Annotated in this window: 16 protein-coding genes; 10 read left to right on the forward strand and 6 right to left on the reverse strand. The window is 32.5% G+C overall.

Annotated elements, in window-relative coordinates; translation table 11 throughout:
• The first annotated feature begins 149 nt into the window (after positions 1-149).
• From AB8B90_RS11375 to AB8B90_RS11385, 3 genes are all read left to right on the forward strand, one after another.
• The gene (locus AB8B90_RS11375) at positions 150-1,511 is read left to right on the forward strand and encodes an OmpA family protein (RefSeq protein WP_405336959.1); all 1,362 of its coding nucleotides are present in this window, start codon (positions 150-152) and stop codon (positions 1,509-1,511) included.
• A gap of 69 nt (positions 1,512-1,580) precedes the next feature.
• Entirely contained in the window at positions 1,581-4,346 is a 2,766-nt protein-coding gene (locus tag AB8B90_RS11380) for a PD-(D/E)XK nuclease family protein (protein WP_405336961.1), read from the forward strand.
• Positions 4,346-5,194 carry an alpha/beta hydrolase family protein gene (locus AB8B90_RS11385; RefSeq protein ID WP_405336963.1) on the forward strand — a complete coding sequence of 283 codons (849 nt, stop codon included), beginning with the start codon at positions 4,346-4,348 and terminating at the stop codon, positions 5,192-5,194. Before AB8B90_RS11380 ends, AB8B90_RS11385 begins: the two co-directional genes overlap by 1 nt.
• Before the next feature lie 3 nt (positions 5,195-5,197).
• Here AB8B90_RS11385 and AB8B90_RS11390 read toward each other — a convergent pair whose 3' ends face one another.
• Positions 5,198-5,992, reverse strand: a complete 795-nt coding sequence (locus AB8B90_RS11390; protein ID WP_405336965.1) for a universal stress protein — start codon at positions 5,990-5,992, stop codon at positions 5,198-5,200.
• Between the two features lie 56 nt (positions 5,993-6,048).
• Between AB8B90_RS11390 and AB8B90_RS11395 the strand changes: the two genes are divergently transcribed.
• The 5 genes from AB8B90_RS11395 to AB8B90_RS11415 all read left to right on the forward strand — a co-directional run bounded on the left by AB8B90_RS11395 (position 6,049) and on the right by AB8B90_RS11415 (position 9,381).
• Positions 6,049-6,549 carry a GNAT family N-acetyltransferase gene (locus AB8B90_RS11395; RefSeq protein ID WP_405336967.1) on the forward strand — a complete coding sequence of 167 codons (501 nt, stop codon included), beginning with the start codon at positions 6,049-6,051 and terminating at the stop codon, positions 6,547-6,549.
• On the forward strand, positions 6,546-7,880 hold the full coding sequence (locus AB8B90_RS11400) for an MATE family efflux transporter (RefSeq protein ID WP_405336969.1): 1,335 nt from the start codon (positions 6,546-6,548) through the stop codon (positions 7,878-7,880). Before AB8B90_RS11395 ends, AB8B90_RS11400 begins: the two co-directional genes overlap by 4 nt.
• A 25-nt stretch (positions 7,881-7,905) precedes the next feature.
• The gene (locus tag AB8B90_RS11405; protein WP_405336971.1) at positions 7,906-8,061 is read left to right on the forward strand and encodes a hypothetical protein; all 156 of its coding nucleotides are present in this window, start codon (positions 7,906-7,908) and stop codon (positions 8,059-8,061) included.
• 101 nt (positions 8,062-8,162) lie between these two features.
• Positions 8,163-8,615 carry a 6-pyruvoyl trahydropterin synthase family protein gene (locus AB8B90_RS11410; protein WP_405336973.1) on the forward strand — a complete coding sequence of 151 codons (453 nt, stop codon included), beginning with the start codon at positions 8,163-8,165 and terminating at the stop codon, positions 8,613-8,615.
• 10 nt (positions 8,616-8,625) lie between these two features.
• Entirely contained in the window at positions 8,626-9,381 is a 756-nt protein-coding gene (locus AB8B90_RS11415; protein ID WP_405336989.1) for a UDP-2,3-diacylglucosamine diphosphatase, read from the forward strand.
• On the opposite strand, the gene AB8B90_RS11420 is transcribed toward AB8B90_RS11415, so the two are convergent.
• The 4 genes from AB8B90_RS11420 to AB8B90_RS11435 are packed head-to-tail and all read right to left on the reverse strand — an operon-like array spanning position 9,382 to position 13,935.
• Positions 9,382-10,671 (reverse strand): MFS transporter, encoded by a 1,290-nt coding sequence (locus AB8B90_RS11420; RefSeq protein ID WP_405336975.1) that lies wholly within the window; start codon positions 10,669-10,671, stop codon positions 9,382-9,384. It abuts the gene before it with no gap.
• A 3-nt stretch (positions 10,672-10,674) separates the two neighbouring features.
• Positions 10,675-11,772, reverse strand: a complete 1,098-nt coding sequence (locus AB8B90_RS11425) for an OmpA family protein (RefSeq protein WP_405336977.1) — start codon at positions 11,770-11,772, stop codon at positions 10,675-10,677.
• Positions 11,773-11,801: 29 nt separating this feature from the next.
• Positions 11,802-13,490 carry a single-stranded-DNA-specific exonuclease RecJ gene (gene recJ / locus AB8B90_RS11430; protein ID WP_405336979.1) on the reverse strand — a complete coding sequence of 563 codons (1,689 nt, stop codon included), beginning with the start codon at positions 13,488-13,490 and terminating at the stop codon, positions 11,802-11,804.
• Positions 13,491-13,512: 22 nt separating this feature from the next.
• On the reverse strand, positions 13,513-13,935 hold the full coding sequence (locus tag AB8B90_RS11435) for an OsmC family protein (protein ID WP_405336981.1): 423 nt from the start codon (positions 13,933-13,935) through the stop codon (positions 13,513-13,515).
• 123 nt (positions 13,936-14,058) lie between these two features.
• Here AB8B90_RS11435 and AB8B90_RS11440 point away from each other — a divergent pair, with 123 nt between their 5' ends.
• Positions 14,059-14,661 (forward strand): carboxymuconolactone decarboxylase family protein, encoded by a 603-nt coding sequence (locus tag AB8B90_RS11440; RefSeq protein WP_405336983.1) that lies wholly within the window; start codon positions 14,059-14,061, stop codon positions 14,659-14,661.
• Between the two features lie 6 nt (positions 14,662-14,667).
• Positions 14,668-15,102, forward strand: coding sequence for a DUF5655 domain-containing protein (locus AB8B90_RS11445; protein ID WP_405336985.1), 435 nt, complete (start codon positions 14,668-14,670; stop codon positions 15,100-15,102).
• Here AB8B90_RS11445 and AB8B90_RS11450 read toward each other — a convergent pair.
• Positions 15,085-15,570: uracil-DNA glycosylase family protein (locus AB8B90_RS11450; RefSeq protein ID WP_405336987.1), on the reverse strand; the 486-nt coding region annotated here is incomplete at its 5' end. The genes AB8B90_RS11445 and AB8B90_RS11450 overlap by 18 nt on opposite strands.

The raw sequence follows: 15,570 nt of genomic DNA on the forward strand, positions 1-15,570 counted from the left end.
CTAAATATTATTTAAATTGAGTCCAAACTCCCTAAATTTAATGCAACTAATCAATATTTTTATATATTTGTCTTTGTTAATAAAATTTAACAACTTACTTTTGCCTAGAATTAACACTTATAACACTTAAAATTTAAATTATTTAGAATATGAAAAATCTTAGCAGATTATTTTTCGTTTTGTTGCTTGCTTTAAGCTTCAATGCTAATGCACAAGATGAAAACAACCCTTGGAGAATTAGTATTGGTGTAAATGCAGTTGACCTTTACCCTGTTGGAGAAGATGCTCCAAGAGGAGACTTTCTTGACGAATATTTCAACGCAAATGATCACTGGAATATCCTTCCATCTTTATCAACGGTATCTGTTTCTAGATACATTAATGAAGGTTTTAGTATTACAGCAGCAGGTTCACTGAACGAAATTGATAAATTTGGTGATGCTAGAGCTAACGATTTATCTTACTACGCTTTAGATGGTACTGTTACTTACAGTTTCATGAAGCTTATTAAGTCTAACAAAATAGATCCAGTATTAGGTATTGGTGGTGGTTACACTTGGGTAGATGATATCGGAGCTGGAACTTTAAATGGTAATGTAGGTCTTACTTACTGGTTTAGCGAAAACATTGGTGTAACTGCTCAGTCTACATTCAAAAGCGCTTTTGAAGATTATTTAGAAGATCACTTCCAACATTCAGTATCTTTATCAGTTAGATTTGGTGGAAAAGACACTGACTCTGATGGTATATATGACAAAAACGATGCTTGTCCAGATGTTCCTGGTTTAGAAGCATTCAATGGTTGTCCAGATTCTGATAACGATGGTATTGAAGATTCAAAAGATGATTGTCCAAATGAAGCTGGTTTAGCTGAATTTAATGGTTGTCCAGATTCTGATGGTGACGGTGTAGCTGATAATGCTGATGATTGTCCTAACGAAGCAGGTCTTGCAGCTCTTAACGGTTGTCCAGATGCTGATAATGACGGTGTAGCTGATAATGCTGATGATTGTCCTAACGAAGCAGGTCCTTCTGCTAACAAAGGATGTCCTTGGCCAGATGCTGATAACGATGGTGTATTAGACAAAGATGATAAGTGTCCTAATGAAGCAGGAACTGTAGCTAACAATGGTTGCCCAGAAATTAACCCTACTGCTGAAGTTATGGAGCAATTAAATAGCTATGCAAGAACTATCTTATTTAATTCAGGTAGAGCTTCATTTAAATCTGAAACAGCTCCTGTATTAGAAGCTATGACTGCTATCTTTAAAGAGTACCCAGAAGCAAGCTTCTCTATAGAAGGTCATACTGATAGTGATGGTGCTAAAAAATCTAATCAATTGTTATCTGAAAGAAGAGCAAATGCTGTTAGAGATTATTTAATCGCAAATGGAATTGCTGCTGATAGATTATCTGCTTCAGGATTTGGAGAAGATTATCCTATTGATTCAAACAAAACTAGAGCTGGAAAAGCTAACAACAGACGTGTTGAAGTAAAACTTAAAAAATAAGTTTTACTAAACATCGTAATAAGTTTTAAAAAACGCTCCGAAATTCGGAGCGTTTTTTATTTTTATACTATGATAAGTTTTTTAAACGATGTTGTAAACGATCTTCAAAACGAGAATGCTAATTTCTCAAAATTAACATTCGTATTACCAAGTAAAAGAGCAGGTGTTTTTCTTAAAAATCATATCTCTACCCAACTAAACGAAACTATTTTTGCTCCAAAAATTCTATCTACAGAAGAATTTATTGAAACCCTGTCTAATCTTACATATGCTAGTAATACTGATTTACTATTTGAATTTTATAAAGTCTATTTAAATCATACTCCAAAAGATTTAATAGAACCATTCGACACGTTTTCTAAGTGGGCTCAAATACTACTGCAAGATTTCAATGAGATTGATAGGTACCTAGTGCCGCCAAACCAAGTTTTTGATTACTTAAATGCTATCAAAGAAATAGAGCATAAACATTGGTCTCTTGAGGAAAACCAAACAACATATATCAAAAATTATCTCGCGTTCTGGAATCGATTAAAAATCTACTATACCGAATTAAACCATCAACTAATTGAAAGCAAAAAAGGGTATCAAGGTTTAGTTTATAAAGAAGCTGTTGAGAATCTTGAGCAGTTTATAGCTTTGCATCAAAATGAAACCTATGTGTTTGTTGGGTTTAATGCACTGAATAAAGCTGAAGAAATTATAATACAAGAGTTCTTACAACAAAACAAAGCAAATATTTACTGGGATATAGATAAGTCTTTTGTTGAAGACAAAATACATGATGCAGGTTTGTTTATCAGAGCTCATAAGAATGAATGGCATTATTTTGAAAAAGAACCTTTTAACTGGGAATCTAAACATTACAAAACAGAAAAAAACATCAACTGTATTGGTACTCCAAAAAACATTGGTCAGATTAAATATGTAGGTGAGTTACTTTTAGATTTAAAAAACAAAAGCAAATCTTTAGAACATACTGCTGTTGTTTTGGGAGATGAATCTTTATTAATTCCACTACTAAACTCTATCCCTGAAGGTATTGGCCCTATAAATATCACAATGGGTTTGCCGTTAAATAGTATCCCTATGTCGTCTTTATTTGAAAACCTCTTTAGGTTACACAAATCGGAAGCTGAAACTATTTATTATAGAGATGTGATTTCAATTTTATCAAATCAATTTATAAAACCACTTTTCAACTCCAAAGGCACAAACATTTCAGATCATATTATTTATGAAATTCAACAAAATAATATTAGCTATATCACAATAGATAAACTTAAAACACTTGCGCAAAATTCATCTGAGGTTGTAGATTTGTTATTTGGTTCGTGGAAAAACAATTCAGGTGTTGCATTAGAAGTTTGTTCTCAATTGATTATAAAAATAAAGGAGTCATTAAATATAAATAAGCAAAACAACCTATTAGCTTTAGAATATTTATATCGTTTTAATAGGGTTTTTAATGAATTAAAGACGCTTAACAAAAACTATGCATATATCAACTCCATAACTATTCTTTTTGGCTTATATAAAGAATTATTAAAGAGTGAAACCTTAGATTTTAAAGGCGAACCTCTTAAGGGTTTACAAATTATGGGAATGTTAGAGTCTAGAGTTCTTGATTTTGAAACTGTGATTATAACATCTGTTAACGAAGGTATATTACCTGCAGGAAAAAGTAATAATTCTTTCATTCCTTTTGATGTGAAGCTCGAAAACAAAATGCCTACTTATAAAGAAAAGGACGCTGTATACACATATCATTTTTATAGGCTACTTCAACGCGCTAAGAACGTTCATATTATATATAATACAGAACCTGATGTGCTAAATGGAGGAGAAAAAAGTCGATTTATAACACAATTAGAAATTGATGAATCTCATGATGTTAATCATTATGTTGTTTCTCCAAAAGTACCTATCACTGAGCAAAATTTAATAGAAGTCTCAAAATCTTCAGCAATTATTAATGCTTTAAAAAATTATTCTAAATCTGGATTTTCACCATCATCTCTTACAAATTACATTAGAAATCCGATAGTGTTTTATTTTGAAAAAGTATTAGGAATAAAACAATATGAAGAGGTTGAAGAGAATGTAGCTTTAAATACTTTAGGAACCATAATACATAATACACTTGAAGATTTTTATAAACCACTTGAAGGAAAAAATCTAACCTCTGAGTTGATTGCTAAAATGAAAGGTAAAATTGAAACTACGGTTAGCCATCATTTTAAAACAGAATACAAACAAGGTGATATTACTAAAGGAAAAAATCTAATAATATATGAAATAGCGAAGCATTATATTTCAAATTTTTTGACGCTTGAAAGTAATGCATTAAAAGAAGGACACGTGATAAAAATCTTAGCTATTGAAACTAAAAACGAAGTCTCAATAGATGTTGATGGTTTAGATTTTCCTGTTACTCTAACTGGTAAAGTCGATAGAGTAGACAACTTTGATGGTGTAATTAGAATTATTGATTACAAGAGTGGTCGTGTTGAACAAAATAAAGTAGAAATTGTAAATTGGGAAGACATCACAACAGATTATGATAAATACAGTAAAAGTTTTCAAATCTTAATGTATACTTATATGATGTTCAAACAGGAAAAAATAAACTTACCTGTTGAAGCTGGTATTATATCATTTAAAAAATTGAATTCTGGATTTATTAAATTTGGTAAAAAGGAATCTCAAAGAACCCGAACAAAAGATAATCTTATAACGGAAGAGACTTTAATTGCCTTTGAAGTAGAGTTGAAAAAACTCATTTTCGAAATATGTAATCCTAATATTAATTTTATTGAAAAGGAAGTCTCTTAATGATTTTAAAAAATCAAATACTGGACAGAGAAAACAACAAACCCATCGTTTGGGACGCATTCTACAGCACTAATGCCATTAAAAAACCACTTGTTATTTTTTGTCATGGCTATAAAGGTTTTAAAGATTGGGGAGCATGGGATTTAGTCGCTAAAACATTTAGTGACCATGATTTGTTTTTCATTAAGTTTAATTTCTCTCATAATGGTGGAACTGTTGAAAATCCAATAGATTTTCCAGATTTAGAAGCCTTTGCAGAAAACAACTACACAAAAGAACTCAATGATTTAAAGGATATACTAGACTTGGTTTGTTCTGAAAGTTTTAAGTATAAAATCAATATTGATGTTAATAATATTACACTTATAGGTCATTCACGTGGTGGTGGAATTTCAATTCTAAAAGCTTCGGAAGATCAAAGAATTACAAAACTAATCACTTGGGCAAGTGTAAGTGATTTTAATTCTAGGTTTGGCTCTTCTGAAGAGGTGTTAAAATGGAAAAAAGAAGGTGTTACATATGTTTTAAATGGAAGAACAAAACAACAAATGCCTCATTATTATCAGTTTTTTGAGGATTTTAAAGCCAATCAAAAAAGATTAAACATTAAACATGCTGCAGAAAGCATAAATATTCCATATTTAATCATTCATGCAAAAGGTGATACTTCTGTAAAATATACTGAAGCTGAAAGCTTACATTCATGGAGTAATCAAAGTAAGGTTTTTGAAATTGAAGACTCAAACCATGTCTTTGACGCAACGCATCCTTGGGAATGTGAAAAACTTCCTGAAAACTTGAAACTGGTCGTAGAAAAAAGTATCCGTTTTATAAATAATACCTATTGAGGATTATTTCAATCCTCTCAACACTAATACAGGTAATTTACTGCTGAAATCTTTTTTAAGAATGGTGCTTTTTTCCCATTTCTTGGTAAAAAATCCTCGCTTACGTCTAACCACACAAAGTAAATCTGGGTTGTTATCTCTGTAATGTTCCAAAACACCTTGATACGTTGTTGCGTTTTCGCTAGTAGTCGTATTTGTTATATGTTTCGCTAAATCATCACTTACATTTAAATCTCCATCATTGTAATATGTTGTTTTCACCAATAATAAATTCAAAACAGCTTTGTATTTATCTTTTATTGCCATTAAAGGGATTAACGCATCCTCTTTTTTAATAATAGCCGACTTCATGGCTAATAAGATTTTCACAATCGGTTTGTAAACATAGCCCTCAGGAACAATCAATGCAGGAATATTAGTTTGTTTAATAATCTTGCCTGATGTTTTTCCTAAATATACTTCATCTTTAATTGACGTCGTTCTAGGTTCCAAAATTATTAAATCGACATCTAATGATTGGCACGCAAGTTCTAATGTGTCAGAAAGTTGACCTTTGAATGTTTTCAAAATAATTTCAACATCTCTTTGGTTGATTTTATTTACATGACTTTTTAGAAACCCTAAGCTTTCGCGTTCAATCATCTCATCAACTTTCATCATTGTTCCGGCTTTTGTATCAACATTATAAACCTGAACTGCATAAAGCTTTGCGCCAAACGCTTTTGCAAAATCAACTGCATATTGTAAATGACTAACGGCATTTTTCGATGAACCAACTGGAACTAAAATAGACTTCATAACTAAATATTTAAAAGTAACTTTGTATAAATTTTTTGCAAAGATAGGTATTAAAAATGATTCGAAAAGCAACTCAAGACGATATTGATAATATTCTGCATATCACGAAATTATGTGCAAAGTTTATGGTCTTTCAAAACATATATCAGTGGAATGAATATTATCCTACTAAAGCTGCTTTTGAACAAGATGTAAAACGAAATGAACTTCATGTTTTAGAAGTTGAAAACACCGTTATTGGCTGTATTGTCATTTCAACGGTTATGGATGCGGAATATATTCCAATACAATGGCTAACAACAAATAATCATAATATTTATATTCATCGTTTAGCAGTAAATCCAGAATTCCAAGGTAAGGGTTATGCACAAGAATTAATGGCTTACGCTGAAGCCTATGCAAAAGAAAACAATTATACATCTGTTAGATTGGATACTTTTTCAGAAAACAAAAGAAATCAAAAATTTTACGAACTTCGAGGATACAAACGCTTAGGTAATATTTATTTTCCGAAGCAAAGTGAACATCCTTTTTATTGTTATGAATTAGTCATTTGAAAACAGACATCACATTAAAGAACATTAACAAACTCGCTATTCCAGCATTAATCTCAGGTGTAGCAGAACCCATTTTGTCTTTAACAGATACAGCAATTATTGGAAATGTAGACTTAAATGCTGCAGAATCACTAGCAGCTGTTGGTATTGTCGGCACATTTATCTCAATGCTTATTTGGGTTTTAGGACAAACTAGAAGCACTATTTCTTCAATTGTATCTCAACATCTTGGCGCTAACAAATTAGAACAGGTCAAAAACTTACCTGCTCAAGCCATTTTTATTATTACTTCAATTAGTATCCTAATTATAATATTCACTTGGCCATTTGCTGCTCAAATATTTAAACTCTATAATGCCTCTAATCTTATTTTAGAATACAGCGTCGATTATTATCATATTCGCGTTTTTGGTTTCCCATTTACCTTATTCACTATTGCGGTTTTTGGAACATTTAGAGGACTACAAAACACATTCTACCCAATGATTATTGCCATCATTGGAACCATTGTTAATATTATTTTAGATTTTGCCTTGGTGTATGGTGTTGACGGATTTATCAATCCAATGCATATCAAGGGAGCTGCTTACGCTAGTGTTATCGCTCAAATAGTAATGGCATTAAGTTCTGCTTACTTTTTATTAAAAAAAACAGAAATCTCACTGAAATTAAAATTTCCGTTTAATCCTGAAATTAAAAATTTCATCGTGATGATTCTTAATTTATTTGTCCGAACGTTAGCTCTTAATGCTACGTTATATTTCGCCACACGTTTTGCGACCTCTTATGGCACCGAATATATTGCAGCTTACACCATTGCAATTAATCTTTGGTTTTTAGGTGCATTTATTATTGATGGTTATGCGAGTGCTGGTAATATTTTATCTGGAAAATATCTAGGTGCTAAAAACTATAAGTCACTCTTTCTGCTAAGTAACTTCTTAATTAAATGTGGTATTGGTGTTGGTATTATTTTAGCATGTTTTGGTTTTATTTCTTATAATTTTATTGGTTCTATTTTTACTGAAGATGTTTTAGTGCTCAATGAATTTAATAAAGTCTTTTGGATTGTATTAGCAATGCAACCACTTTGTGCTTTAGCCTTTATTTTTGATGGTATGTTTAAAGGCATGGGTAAAATGAAAATTCTGAGAAACCTGCTTTTATTGTCTACAAGTTTGGTTTTTATTCCGGTATTATTTTTACTTGACAGTTATAACCTAAAGTTATATGCCGTGTTTATTGCTTTAACCTTATGGATAATTGCACGAGGTGTACCTTTAATCATAAAATTCAGACAACAATTTTTATCGCTTTCACAAAAGACGTAACTTTGAACTATAAATTTACTTAAACATGAATGCGGTTTTGATATTTGTAGTTCAAAATTCAGAATCTTACGATTCAGGTTATGATATCGGTTATGCTATTGGTCAAAACTTACCTTATGTCATTATCTTAATCTTTGCCTTTTTCATATTTAGGTATTTTAAAAATAAATCTAAAAAATAACCTATGGACATCATGTCATTTTTAAGCGGAAGTGGTTTATTCCTTATTTTAGGAATCGTACTCGTTGTTGTATATTTCATTAATCGAAACAAAAGACGCTAATGAGCAATATTCGTATTACCAAACAGTTTTCTTTCGAAACAGGTCATGCCTTATATGGCTATGATGGAAAATGTAAAAATGTCCATGGTCATAGTTACAGACTTGATGTAACTGTTATCGGACAGCCTATTTCTGACAATACACATGTGAAATTTGGAATGGTTATCGATTTTAGTGATTTGAAGAAAATCGTAAAAGAAGACATTGTAGACGTCTTTGATCACGCAACAGTGTTTAATAAAAACACACCTCATGTTGAGCTTGCAAAAGAATTAAAACAAAGAGATCATAACGTTTTATTAGTCGATTATCAGCCTACCAGTGAAATGATGGTAATAGACTTTGCCGAAAAAATAAAAAAACGATTGCCAGATAACATCAAATTACACTCTTTAAAATTACAAGAAACAGCGACCTCTTATGCTCAGTGGTACGCTTCAGATAATGATTAAACCAACACACATAAAAGTTCCAGAAGGCAAATCAATTTACTTTGCATCTGACAATCATTTGGGAGCGCCAACAGCGGAAGCTTCTTTACCTCGTGAAAAAAAGTTTGTGGCTTGGTTAGACGAGATTAAAAAAGATGCTGCTGCTATTTTCTTACTTGGTGATTTATTTGATTTTTGGTTTGAATACAGAACTGTCGTCCCAAAAGGATTTGTTAGAACCTTAGGAAAACTTGCTGAAATTAGTGATTCTGGAATTCCGGTTTATTTCTTTGTTGGTAATCATGATCTTTGGATGAATGGTTATTTTGAAAACGAACTCAATATCCCAGTGTTTCATAAACCTAAAGAGTTTATTTTCAACGATACCTCTTTTTACATTGCTCATGGCGATGGTTTAGGTCCTTTTGATAAAGGCTATAAACGTATGAAGAAGGTATTTACAAACCCGTTTTTTAAATTCCTATTCAAGTGGTTGCATCCAGATATTGGGATGAAAATTGCCCAATACCTTTCTGTTAAAAACAAGTTGATTTCTGGAGAACATGATGCAACATACTTAGGAGCAGATAAAGAATGGTTGATTCAATACAGTAATTCAAAATTAAAAGAAGCTCATCGTGATTTTTTCGTGTATGGTCATCGTCATTTACCTATGACTGTAGATTTAGAAGGTAATTCTAAATATGTCAATCTAGGTGACTGGATTCAATATTATACTTATGGTGTTTTTGATGGAAAAGATTTTGAGTTAAAGACTTACAAATAACTACTTACTTTCCTCATCATGCGCTTGCATATCTTCAGTTAAATCTAACTTTCTAAAAGTTGGAGACACAAAGGCTGTTGAAATTACAGTAATTAAAGTCATTGTGCCACCAAATACTACTGCTGTTGCAGTTCCCATTAATTTAGCTGTCAAGCCACTTTCGAATGCGCCTAATTCATTAGAAGATCCAACAAACATAGAATTCACAGAGGATACACGTCCGCGCATATGGTCTGGTGTTTTCAACTGAAGAATAGTTTGACGAATGACCATAGACACACCGTCAAATACTCCACTAAAGAATAAGGCTATAACTGAAATCCAAAACACAGAAGATAACCCAAAAGCAATAATACTTAGTCCAAATCCGAAGACAGCAACGAGTAACTTCAATCCAGCTTTTCTAACTATAGGAATATACGCAGTGACTAACATTGTTAAAAATGAACCTACATTTGGAGCAGCTACAAGAATCCCAAAACCTTCAGAACCTACATTTAAGATGTCGGTTGCAAACACGGCTGCTAAAGCAATTGCTCCTCCAAATAGTACAGAAATCATATCTAAAGTTAAAGCTCCTAATATAGCTTTGGTTTTAAATACAAAATTGACGCCTTCTTTTAAACTTTGAATAACAGGTTCTCCGATATTCGGATTAAGAATAGGCTTCTTTTTGATTTGAAATAGCATCACTAATGAAAACATTACCAATACAAACACAATACAAAGTGACCAATGTACTCCCATTTGGTCGTTTTCGCCAAGCCATCCTATAGAAAACCCAGCAAAAGTAACACCTAATACACGAGCCATTTGCCATGTAGAACTATTCCATGTGGCAGCGTTTGGGTAAATTTTCTTCGGAACAATAAGTGCAACTATTGAAAATATTGATGGTCCAAAAAAAGAACGCAATAAGCCTCCAAAAAACACTAACGCATAAATGCAATACAAGATTTGATTTACAGACCATGATTCTGTGATTTCTGGAGAGGTAATCCAAAACATGCCAAAACTAATAATTGAAAACAAAGCAATACAAACCGCAAGTAGGTTTCTTTTTTCTTTTTGATCAACAATATGTCCAGCAAACAAGGCCATGCCAAGGGCTGGAATAATTTCCATTAAACCAATTAAGCCTATGTATAGAGGATCTTTTGTTAGCGCATAAACTTGCCATTCTATAATAACAAATTGCATGGACCAAGCAAATACTAGAGCAAAACGAACTAATATAAAAATATTGAATTCTCGATAACGCAATGCAGCATATGGATCTTGTTTTGCCAAAAGTTAGTTCATTATTAATTTAAACTCAACGCGTCTATTTTCCTGTCTTCCCGCTTCTGTTTTATTACTTGAAATGGGTTGAGAACTTCCAAGCCCAAAAGATGTTATTCTAGACTTATTTAGACCTTTCAAAATTAAATAATCTGCGACAGCTCTTGCGCGTTGTTCTGATAATTCTCTATTTCTAGAACCTGAGCCAATAGTATCTGTATGACCATAGATTTCAGCTGTTAAAGTAGGGTTTTCGGCAAGATAATTATACAACTGATTTAACTCCTCTATTGAATTCTCTAATAATTCCGTTTTGTCAAAATCGAATACTAGGCTTTTGAATGTATAAATTTCATTTGGTTTTATTTTGGGTGTTTCTGAAATTAAATCAGTCGTTATTATATGTTCTTTTTCAGCTAACTCAACACTAACATCATCTATATAATAATAGGAAAAATAATAAGGACTTTGAGAAAGCACTGTCTGTTTTCTTGTTTTTAAGTTATTACTGAAGTTCCCTATTGAAAAATAATTTTCATATCCTTTTGACGTAAACTCAAATGAAACTCTTGTCCAATCCTCTTTCTTGTTATAAAATTGCTTGACAGAATTTGAAAACAATTCAAATGCTTTATTAGTGATTTTTTTCGGCTTGATAGTCTTTTCAATATTACTTGACTTAAAGCTTACCTTTAATTTTTCTTCAGAAAAGAGAATATTAATATCATTTAAAGCATATGAAGATTCATCTGCTAAACTAATAAAAAAAGAAACGAGGTATGTTTTACCTTTTTCTAGAGTTTGAGACAGTTCGCCTTGAATGTACTCTCTGTAATTTTTATCAGAATACACATAAATACCTGAGTATCCTTTTCCCGTTCTTGGCGTTTGTTGACCATTATAATTTATGGCTCCAACACCTTCACTACAAGTGTTGAAATAATCAGTGCTTGAGAAATTAGGTGTCGACCAATCTTTAACTGAATAGTTAAACTGCCCGATACTTTCTGGACAAGAGATATACTCTTCAAAACTAGGATTCAATACTAGGTTTTGAGCCAAAGCAAACTTTAGAATACAAGAAAAAAAAATCGATGTGGTTAATTTCATATTAAAGTAACGTCTTACAAACTGCAATATTATGGTTTAATATCACGTATTTTTAATTGTAAACTGACATTGCCTTGCCAGTGGTTTTCATCAATAGAATACACTGCATTAAACGGTTTTCTATCTTTGATAAGGTCTAGTTTATTGCCTAAATTAAATCCAATAGATACTATTTTTTGGTGTCCTTGTGTGGCAGTTATTCGTAGATGTTTTTCATCTTCTCCAACACATTTTCCATAACCAGTATCTTTGAGGTTTTCAGTCATAAATATTGGTGTCATGTTACCTGGTCCAAAAGGTGCAAACTGACGAATGATTCTATAAAATTTCGGTGTAATATCAAACAGTTCAATTTGTGCATCAATTTGTATTTCTGGAGTAAGTAAATTTCTATCTATTGTTTTAGAAACCTCATTTTCAAAAGCTTGTTTAAAAGCCTGATAGTTTTCTTCTTTCAATGTTAAACCAGCAGCATATTTGTGTCCGCCAAATTGTTCAATATGCTCACTACAAGCATCCAAAGCATTATACACATCAAAGCCTTTTATAGATCGTGCCGAAGCAGCAAGCCTTTGACCACTTTTGGTAAATACTAATGTAGGTCTGTAATAGGTTTCAGTTAATCTAGAAGCCACAATACCAATCACACCTTTATGCCAAGATTTGTCATAAACCACTGTTGTTAACCTATCGTTTTCATTATTATCTTCTATTTGAATCAGCGCTTCTTGAGTAATTCTTTTATCGGCTTCACGTCTATCGAGATTAAATGTATTAATCTCTTTAGCATATGCTTCAACTAGAAATTCATCAGTTTCAGTCAATAAAGTCACTGCATAATTTCCGTGTTTCATTCGTCCAGCCGCATTAATTCTTGGCGCTACAACAAACACGACATCTGTAATAGTCAATTCATTTTTTTTTACTTCTGAAATCAACGCTTTAATGCCAGGTCTTGGATTTGTATTTATCACTTGCAAACCAAAATAAGCCAATGCTCGATTTTCTCCTGTAATCGGAACAATATCCGCTCCAATTGCAGTAGCTACTAAATCTAAATATTCTGAAAGATCTTCAGCAGATTGATTGTCTTTTGAAGCTAAAGCTTGAATGAGTTTAAATCCTACGCCACAACCACACAGTTCTTTATAAGGATAATTACAATCATCACGTTTCGGATCTAAAACGGCAATTGCTCCAGGTAATTCATGTCCTGGTCTATGATGATCACATATAATGAAATCGATTCCTTTTTTTTTGGCATAAGCAACTTTATCTATGGCTTTAACACCACAATCTAAAGCTATAATCAATGTGAAATCATTATCATCTGCAAAGTCAATCCCTTTATAAGAGACTCCATAACCTTCATCGTAACGATCAGGAATATAAGTTGCAATGGTCTCTGACTTTGTTTTTAAATAAGATGAGAGAAGCGCAACAGAAGTTGTTCCGTCAACATCATAATCGCCATAGACTAAAATATGTTCATTATCAGCTATTGCCTTCTCGATTCGCCCCACAGCCAAATCCATGTCTTTCATCAGAAAGGGATCATGAAGGTCTTCAAAACTTGGTCTGAAAAACGTTTTGGCAGCTTCATAAGTATTAATACCACGTTGCACTAATAAGGTCGCAACAGAGGCATCAACCTGAAGTGCTTTTTGTAAATCTTCAACGGTTTTAGAATCTGGTTTAGGTTTAATTGTCCAACGCATGTACTAATATAGAAAATTTTCGCTATATGTTATGATAATGAATGGAAGTTTTTACTTCTGAAAATTTTCGAAACATTTCCATAACACCACAATATTTATCAATAGACAAATCAACAGCTTTTTTTATTTTGTCTTCCTCTAACTGATCTCCATAAAAATGATATTCAACAGATACAGTATGATAAAATTTTGGATGTTCATCAGTTAATTCTCCATAGGTATCAATTCTAAAATCAGAAAAAGGTACTTTCATCTTTTTTAAAATAGACACCACATCTAATCCTGAGCAACCAGCTAAAGAGGATAACATCATGGCTTTGGGTGCCAATCCTGAATTATAACCTCCATTTTCAGGAGATGTATCCATGAGTAATGTTTTTCCACTTGGATTATCAGAATCAAACTGTAAGTTTCCTTTCCAATGTGTGACAACTTTATGAGACATGTTTTTTAGTTTTTAGTGAAGTGAAACAAAGAAACTAAAGTTATAACTTTTAGTTTGCTTTATTTAAAACTTATAATATTATCTTAGTCAAAAATACTATTAAAACTTCAAATTTCTATATAAATGGCATTAGTTACACCTTTATCGTCAGAGCATGATTTAGAAACCAAAGAACTCGCAGAATTCTTTAATGAAACCCTTGGGTTTTGTCCAAATTCAGTACTTACCATGCAACGTCGTCCTGCAATTAGCAAAGCGTTTATCAACTTAAATAAAGCAGTAATGGCTAATGAAGGTCGTGTGACCTCAGCTTTAAAACGAATGATTGCTTGGGTAAGCAGTAATTCTACTGGTTGTCGTTATTGTCAGGCACATGCTATTCGTGCTGCAGAACGTTATGGTGCAGAACAAGAACAACTCGATAATATTTGGGAATACAGAACACATGCTGCTTTCTCTGAAGCTGAGCGAGCTGCATTAGATTTTAGCTTAGCAGCAAGTCAAGTACCTAATGCTGTAAACGCAGATATTAAAAAACGATTATACGACCATTGGAATGAAGGTGAAATTGTAGAAATGCTTGGTGTGATTTCATTGTTTGGATACCTCAACCGCTGGAATGATTCTATGGGAACAGATATTGAAGAAGGTGCTGTTGAAAGTGGTAACCAATACTTAGGAAAACATGGTTTCAATGTCGGAAAACATGATGGTTCTAAATATTAAAATAATTTGAATACTCGAATTATACATCCTGATTTTTTAAAGCATTTAAAATATAAAGAGCAATCGTTAATTGAATTGTACACTGGTTTGCGTGAATTTATTTTAGAGATTCATCCACAAAGTAATGAACTATTATACCATACGCATGCGCTCACATCGTTGTATTCTGTTTCTGAAAAAATGGGTGATGGTTTTTGTATGATTCCTATTTACACCAATCATTTAAATCTCGGATTTAATAAAGGAACTGTAATTCGTGATCCTAAAAAACTTTTACAAGGCACTGGAAAATGGATGCGTCATATTCCTATAAAAACCATAAATGATTATAGAAATACAGATGTTGAGACTTTAATTAGGTCTGCCATTCAATTAGCAACTGAGGATTCAACTGCTAAAGCCCTTAATCAAGGGTTGACAATATCAAAAATTAAGGATTGAGCTAACTTTACTCTTCAGCATAGGCAAAATCTCCTTATCAAACCAAGGGTTTTTAGACAACCAAAACCGGTTTCTCGGACTAGGATGTGGTAATACAAAATATTTGGGCAAGTAGTCTTTATAATTGGCAACGGTTTCAGTCAACGTAAGTTTTGCGTTTTCTTTTAAATAATATTTTTGAGCATACATCCCAATTAAAATGACCAACTTCACGTCTTTCATTTCATCAAATAACTGTTGATGCCATTGTGGTGCACATTCTGTTCTAGGTGGTAAATCACCACTTTTCCCTTTTCCTGGATAACAAAACCCCATGGGTATAATAGCAAACTTTGTATCATCGTAAAAGTCTTCATCAGATACGTCAAGCCATTTACGTAATTGTCGTCCAGAAGCATCGTCCCAAGGAATTCCAGATTGGTGCACTTTAGTTCCTGGAGCTTGACCAATAATAACGATTTTAGATTT

It is taken from the genome of Psychroserpens sp., assembly GCF_045105015.1.
In the GTDB taxonomy this organism is placed as follows: Bacteria; Bacteroidota; Bacteroidia; order Flavobacteriales; family Flavobacteriaceae; genus Psychroserpens.

Coding starts and splice junctions, on each gene's coding strand:
- AB8B90_RS11375 (WP_405336959.1), top strand. CDS start 150: ATGAAAAATCTTAGCAGATTATTTTTCGTTTTGTTGCTTGCTTTAAGC.
- AB8B90_RS11380 (WP_405336961.1), top strand. CDS start 1,581: ATGATAAGTTTTTTAAACGATGTTGTAAACGATCTTCAAAACGAGAAT.
- AB8B90_RS11385 (WP_405336963.1), top strand. CDS start 4,346: ATGATTTTAAAAAATCAAATACTGGACAGAGAAAACAACAAACCCATC.
- AB8B90_RS11390 (WP_405336965.1), bottom strand. CDS start 5,992: ATGAAGTCTATTTTAGTTCCAGTTGGTTCATCGAAAAATGCCGTTAGT.
- AB8B90_RS11395 (WP_405336967.1), top strand. CDS start 6,049: ATGATTCGAAAAGCAACTCAAGACGATATTGATAATATTCTGCATATC.
- AB8B90_RS11405 (WP_405336971.1), top strand. CDS start 7,906: ATGAATGCGGTTTTGATATTTGTAGTTCAAAATTCAGAATCTTACGAT.
- AB8B90_RS11410 (WP_405336973.1), top strand. CDS start 8,163: ATGAGCAATATTCGTATTACCAAACAGTTTTCTTTCGAAACAGGTCAT.
- AB8B90_RS11425 (WP_405336977.1), bottom strand. CDS start 11,772: ATGAAATTAACCACATCGATTTTTTTTTCTTGTATTCTAAAGTTTGCT.
- recJ (WP_405336979.1), bottom strand. CDS start 13,490: ATGCGTTGGACAATTAAACCTAAACCAGATTCTAAAACCGTTGAAGAT.
- AB8B90_RS11435 (WP_405336981.1), bottom strand. CDS start 13,935: ATGTCTCATAAAGTTGTCACACATTGGAAAGGAAACTTACAGTTTGAT.
- AB8B90_RS11440 (WP_405336983.1), top strand. CDS start 14,059: ATGGCATTAGTTACACCTTTATCGTCAGAGCATGATTTAGAAACCAAA.